This window comes from Streptomyces sp. (assembly GCF_035644915.1).
GTDB lineage: Bacteria > Actinomycetota > Actinomycetes > Streptomycetales > Streptomycetaceae > Streptomyces.
Map to the genome: position 1 here is coordinate 1 of NZ_DASQNP010000096.1, position 5265 is coordinate 5265.

The following is a 5265-nucleotide window of genomic DNA, read 5'->3' on the forward strand; positions in this document are numbered from 1 at the left end:
CTGCTGGCGGAGGCCGCGGAGCGCTGCCGGCAGGGCCGCACCCTCGACCTGTACGGCTCCGGCCTCGCCGGCGGGCCGGCGCCGGCGCCCGCCGTGCCGGGCGGGGCGGCGCGGAGCGGAGAGGGCGGCTGACCGTGCCGCCCGCGGAGCGACACGACCCGGCCGGCGCCCCGCCCGCCCGCGTCCGCGGCCCCCGCGGCCCGTGGGACCGGCCGCTGTCGGCCCTGGCCGCCGACGGCCACGCCCTGCTGTACGGGTACGTCTCCGACTGGGTGCCGGACGGGGCGGACGACAGGGGGGACGGCGGCCCGTCCCGGCTGCTGGCGTCGGAGGCCCCGCGCTACCGCGCGTACCGCAGCCCCGGGCCGCGCCGCAGGTTCGCCGCCTCCCGGCTGCTGCTCAAGCACGCGGCGGGGGTGGTGCTGGGCACCGACCCCGCCCGGCTGGAACTCGGCCGTGAGCCGAACGGCCGGCCGTACCTGCGCGGCTGCCGCCACCTGGAGATCAGCCTGAGCCACTCCGGCGACCTGGTGGCCGTGGGGCTGAGCCTCCTCGGGCCCGTCGGTGTCGACGTGGAGGCGTCCGCGCGCCGGGTGTACGGCAGCGGGCTGGAGGAGGAGGCGCTCACCGGCCACGAGCGCGCGGCGCTCGGCCGGCTGCCGGAGGAGGAGCGCAACGCGGCCGTGATCCGCCTGTGGACCCTCAAGGAGGCCTACGGCAAGGCGCGGGGGCTCGGCCTGCGCCTGCCGCCCCGGTCCTTCGGCTTCCCGGTGCCCGGCGACCCCGGCGCCCCGGCCGCCGGGACGCGGCTGCTGCGCGCGGACGGGACCCCGGCCGACGACCGGGGCTGGCGGTTCGAGACCCACCGGCTGGAGGGGAGGTGGACGCTGAGCGCGGCGGTCGCCCCGGCGCCCTTCGGCGCCGTCCGCGACCCCGCGGCCGGCGCGCTGCTCGACCGCACCCTGGCGGCGGCGGTCGTCCCCCGGCGCCCGGCCCGGCACCCGGAGCCGGGGCGGTGAGGGCGCGCCCGTCGCGCCCGCCCCCGCCCCGCGGCTCGACCGGCGCTCGATCCGCGGCGCGCACAGTGGCACCGGTCCACCGGAATCCCCCGGAACCGCCCACGACCCGCCGCTCGGGAGGTGCCAGTGAACGGGAACGCGCGCCGCGCGGTCGAGCCGATCCCCCGCCTGCAGGAGGTGGCCGAGAACGTCTTCGCCTACGTGCAGCCGGACGGGGGGTGGTGCCTGAACAACGCCGGCGTCATCGTCGCGGACGGGCAGTGCGCGCTCGTCGACACCGCCGCGACCGAGACCCGGGCGCTCGCCCTGAAGGAGGCCGTCGCCCGGATCGCCCCCGGGCCGCCGCGGCTGGTGGTGAACACCCACTCGCACGGCGACCACACCTTCGGCAACCACCTCTTCGCCGACGACGCGGTGATCGTCGCCCACGAGAGGGCCCGTACCGAGATGGACGCGGTGGGCCTTCACCTGACGGGCCTGTGGCCCGACGTGCACTGGGGCGACCTGAAGGTGGAGCTGCCCGCCCTCACCTTCCGGGACCGGCTCACCCTGCGCATCGGCGGGGTGCGCGCCGACCTGATCCACCTGGGGCCCGCGCACACCACCGGCGACACCGTCGTCTGGCTCCCCGAGCAGCGGGTCCTGTTCACCGGCGACCTGGTGATGTCCGGGGCGACGCCGTTCTGCCTGATGGGGTCGGTCTCGGGTTCCCTGGAGGCGGTGCGGCGGCTGCGGGAACTCGGCCCGCGCACCGTCGTGGCCGGGCACGGACCGGTGGGCGGCCCCGAACTGCTGGACGTGACCGAGGGGTACCTGCGCCGGGTGCAGGAGCTGGCCGCGCGGGGGATCGCGGCCGGGCTCACGCCGCTGGAGACCGCGCGGGGGGCCGACCTGGGCGCGTACGCCGGACTGCTCGACGCCGAGCGGCTGGTCCCCAACCTGCACCGGGCGTACGCCGAGGCCGCCGGCGCGCCCCCGGGGCAGCCGCTGGACGTCGGGCGGCTCTTCTCGGAGATGGTCGAGTACCACGGCGGGCTGCCCGTCTGCCGCGCCTGAGGACGCCGGCCGGCGAGGGCGTCAACCGCGGTTCGAGTCCGTTTTGAGCCCCGCTGTCCAGCCTCGGAGATGTCCGCCGGACCCCGCGGTCCGGCACCGACGGGGAGTCGCTCGTCATGGAAGGGGCACACGTGAGCATCGTCGAGGAAGCGCCGCCGGGCGGTCGTGCCGAGTCGCGGGAACGGCGCCCGGGGAACGTACCGGGACCGGGCCGTTCCCCGGCGTCCCGGGCCGCGGCCGACGCGCGGGCGCGCGCGGCGGAGCTGAGGGAACTGCGCCAACGGATTCACGACGGGCCCGGCGCGAAGGCCACCGAGGCCCAGCACGCCAAGGGCAAACTCACCGTCCGGGAACGTCTCGACCTCCTCTTCGACGAGGGGTCGTTCACCGAGGTCGAGCCGTTCCGGCGGCACCGGGCCACCGGCTTCGGGATGGAGGGGAGGAAGCCGTACACCGACGGCGTGGTCACCGGCTGGGGCACCGTGGACGGCCGGACGGTCTTCGCCTACGCCCACGACTTCCGCATCTTCGGCGGCGCGCTGGGCGAGGCGCACGCCCAGAAGATCCACAAGATCATGGACCTGGCCGAGGCCGCCGGCGCGCCGCTCGTCGGGCTGTGCGACGGAGCGGGGGCGCGCATCCAGGAGGGCGTCACCGCGCTGGCCGGATACGGCGGCATCTTCCGGCGCAACGTCCGCGGCTCCGGCGTCATCCCGCAGATCAGCGTGGTCATGGGACCGTGCGCGGGAGGCGCCGCCTACTCGCCGGCCCTGACGGACTTCGTGTTCATGGTCCGCGGCACCTCGCAGATGTTCATCACCGGCCCCGACGTCGTCCAGGCCGTCACCGGCGAGCGGATCGACCACGAGGGGCTGGGCGGCGCGGACGTGCACGCCACGGCCTCGGGCGTCGCGGACTTCGCCTACGACGACGAGGAGTCCTGCCTGGCGGACGTGCGTCACCTGCTGTCGTACCTGCCCTCCAACAACCGCGAGCTGCCGCCCGACGAACCGGTCCGCGACCCCGTGGACCGGCGCACCGAGGCCCTGCTGGACCTGGTGCCGGCCGACGGCAACCGGCCCTACGACATGCGGGCGGTCATCGAGGAGATCACCGACGACGGGGAGTACTTCGAGGTCCGCGAACTGTGGGCGCCCAACATCATCTGCGCCCTGGCCCGACTGGGCGGCCAGCCGGTCGGGATCGTGGCCAACCAGCCGCGGCAACTGGCCGGGGTGCTGGACATCCACGCCAGCGAGAAGGCCGCCCGCTTCGTGCAGTTCTGCGACGCCTTCAACATCCCCCTGGTCACGCTGGTGGACGTGCCCGGCTTCCTGCCGGGCGTGGACCAGGAGCACGGCGGGATCATCCGGCACGGCGCCAAGCTGCTGTACGCGTACTGCAACGCCACCGTGCCGCGCGTCCAGCTCATCCTCCGCAAGGCCTACGGCGGCGCGTACATCGTGATGGACTCCCGCTCCATCGGCTGCGACGTCTCCCTGGCCTGGCCGACCAACGAGGTGGCCGTCATGGGGGCGGAGGGCGCCGCCAACATCATCTTCCGCAGGGAGATCGCGGCCTCCCCCGATCCCGAGGCCACCCGCGCCCAACTGGTCAAGGAGTACCGGGCCGAGCTGATGCACCCCTACTACGCCGCCGAGCGCGGCCTGGTGGACGACGTGATCGACCCCGCGGAGACCCGGGCCGCGCTGATCGGGGCGCTGGAGATGCTGCGGCACAAGCACGCGCAACTGCCCGGCCGCAAGCACGGGAACCAGCCGCAGTGAGCGGGGTCTGGCGCATCACGCGGGGCGTTCCGACCCCCGAGGAGACGGCCGCCCTCGCGCTGGTCCTCACGGCGGCCCTGGCAGGCGGGACGGACGGAGCGTCCGGGGCGGACGGGACGGCCGGCGCGCCGCGGACGCCCGGGCGGCGGGCGCCGTGGGAGTCCCAGTCGTCCGCCCACCGGCCGGCGCGCTCGTGGGCGGCCCGGTCGCGACCGGGATGGAAAGGAATGCCATAACTCGTCCGAGCTGTTTTCGTGGCGTTCCTCACATATACGCGGGAAGAACAGGATGCGGAACTTCCCTTTCCGGTCGATCCCGGTGAGATTTGACATTTTCACGGGGTCGACCGGGGGGAATCGCACGGCGCGCCTCTAGCATGTGGACGTCGGTTCGGTAATTGCAATTCATGGTTCTCGACGCGACGTCATGGGGGCATGAGGTGCGATTCAATCTGATCGGACCCTTTGAGATAATCGCCGAGGACGGCAGGTCGCACCTGCCCAGTACGCCGAAAGTCTGTCAGACTCTGGCGCTCCTCCTTACCCGTCCCAATGAGATAGTGACCTCGGACTCGCTCATCAGGGAATTATGGGGGGAGCGCCCTCCGAAAAGCGCTCTCACCACGCTGCAGACGTACATCTACCACGCCCGGAAGTTGTTCGCCAAGGAAGGCATGGCGCCGCCCGGGAGGGACCTTCTGGTGACCCGCTCGCCGGGTTACGTGATTCAGGTGGAGGACGACGAGGTCGACATCAGGATTTTCGAGCGTCTGATCGCGCGCGGGCAGAGCGAACTCCAGAGCGGCAGGCCCGAGGCCGCCGTCGAGCACCTGAGCCGGGCCCTCGCCCTGTGGAGGGGCCCCGCCCTGTCCAACATCCCGGCCGGCGACGTGCTGGCCGGACGCATCGTGCACCTGGAGGAACTGCGCATCAGGGCGCTGCAGTTGCGCATCGAGGCCGAGAACCGACTCGGCAGGCAGCGCGAGTCCATCCCCGAACTGCGGGCGCTGGTCAGCGAGTACCCGCTCAACGAGTGGTTCCACGGCCAGCTCATCTCCGCCCTCCACCACACCGGCCGCCGCGCGGAGGCGCTGCAGGCCTACCGGGACCTGCACCGCATCCTCGACGAGGAACTGGGCCTGGAACCCTCCCCGGAACTGCAGCGCCTGCAACTGGAGGTGCTGAACCCGTCGCCGTCGGTCCGCGCGCGGTTCCGGCGGCTCTCCGGGGGGCGGGAGCACCGGGTGCCGCACCCGGAGTACGAGGTGCCCCTGGTCTGACGCCCGCGGGCGGCGAACGCCGGACGGCGCCGGTCCCTCACGGACCGGCGCCGTCGCGCACGCGGGACGGGCGGGCGCCCGCGGCTCACCCCGCAGTCCCGCCCGCCCCGCTCACCCCGCCCCG

4 protein-coding genes are annotated in these 5265 nt (G+C 74.1%); all 4 read left to right on the plus strand.

What is annotated here, in order from left to right; translation table 11 throughout:
• Positions 1–134: 134 nt before the first annotated feature.
• Complete coding sequence (locus tag VE546_RS11495) at positions 135–1019, plus strand: 4'-phosphopantetheinyl transferase family protein (RefSeq protein WP_324921273.1); 885 nt, start codon at positions 135–137, stop codon at positions 1017–1019.
• A 126-nt stretch (positions 1020–1145) separates the two neighbouring features.
• On the plus strand, positions 1146–2075 hold the full coding sequence (locus VE546_RS11500) for an MBL fold metallo-hydrolase (protein WP_324921275.1): 930 nt from the start codon (positions 1146–1148) through the stop codon (positions 2073–2075).
• 131 nt (positions 2076–2206) lie between these two features.
• Positions 2207–3862 carry an acyl-CoA carboxylase subunit beta gene (locus VE546_RS11505; RefSeq protein ID WP_414720453.1) on the plus strand — a complete coding sequence of 552 codons (1656 nt, stop codon included), beginning with the start codon at positions 2207–2209 and terminating at the stop codon, positions 3860–3862.
• 406 nt (positions 3863–4268) lie between these two features.
• Positions 4269–5141: an AfsR/SARP family transcriptional regulator gene (locus VE546_RS11510; protein ID WP_324921277.1), complete on the plus strand. Its 873-nt coding sequence runs from the start codon at positions 4269–4271 to the stop codon at positions 5139–5141.
• The last annotated feature ends 124 nt before the right edge of the window (positions 5142–5265 follow it).

Coding starts and splice junctions, on each gene's coding strand:
- VE546_RS11510 (WP_324921277.1), top strand. CDS start 4,269: ATGGTTCTCGACGCGACGTCATGGGGGCATGAGGTGCGATTCAATCTG.